Here is a 293-nt window from a genome sequence, read left to right on the forward strand (position 1 = left end):
AAAAGAGTTTTTCATTTTCATATCTACTTTTCCCAAAGGAGAAAATTCATCAACTAAAGTAACTGAAGAAACTAATAATTCGGGTTCCAAATTACCTGCTGTATTTTTTGCTGAACCATCAAACTGTAAATTGTTAGTAAAACTAGAAACTGTATAGGAAGATCTGTACCCGTGAGAAAGTACAAAATTGCTGAAATTACTTTTAAAGAACTTTAATTTCAGTAATCCGTTATAACGCAGTGTCCAGTTTGGAATAGGAATATGTCTAAACAAACCATTATTTACTTTATTAG

At 30.0% G+C, this 293-nt stretch carries 1 protein-coding gene; it reads right to left on the reverse strand.

The window, feature by feature from the left end; all coding sequences use genetic code 11:
- Positions 1–293 (reverse strand): hypothetical protein (locus ACY2RX_RS14640; RefSeq protein WP_490104723.1); only part of this gene is annotated, 293 nt, incomplete at both ends.

The sequence above is a fragment of the Polaribacter sp. 2405UD43-2 genome (assembly GCF_058147125.1).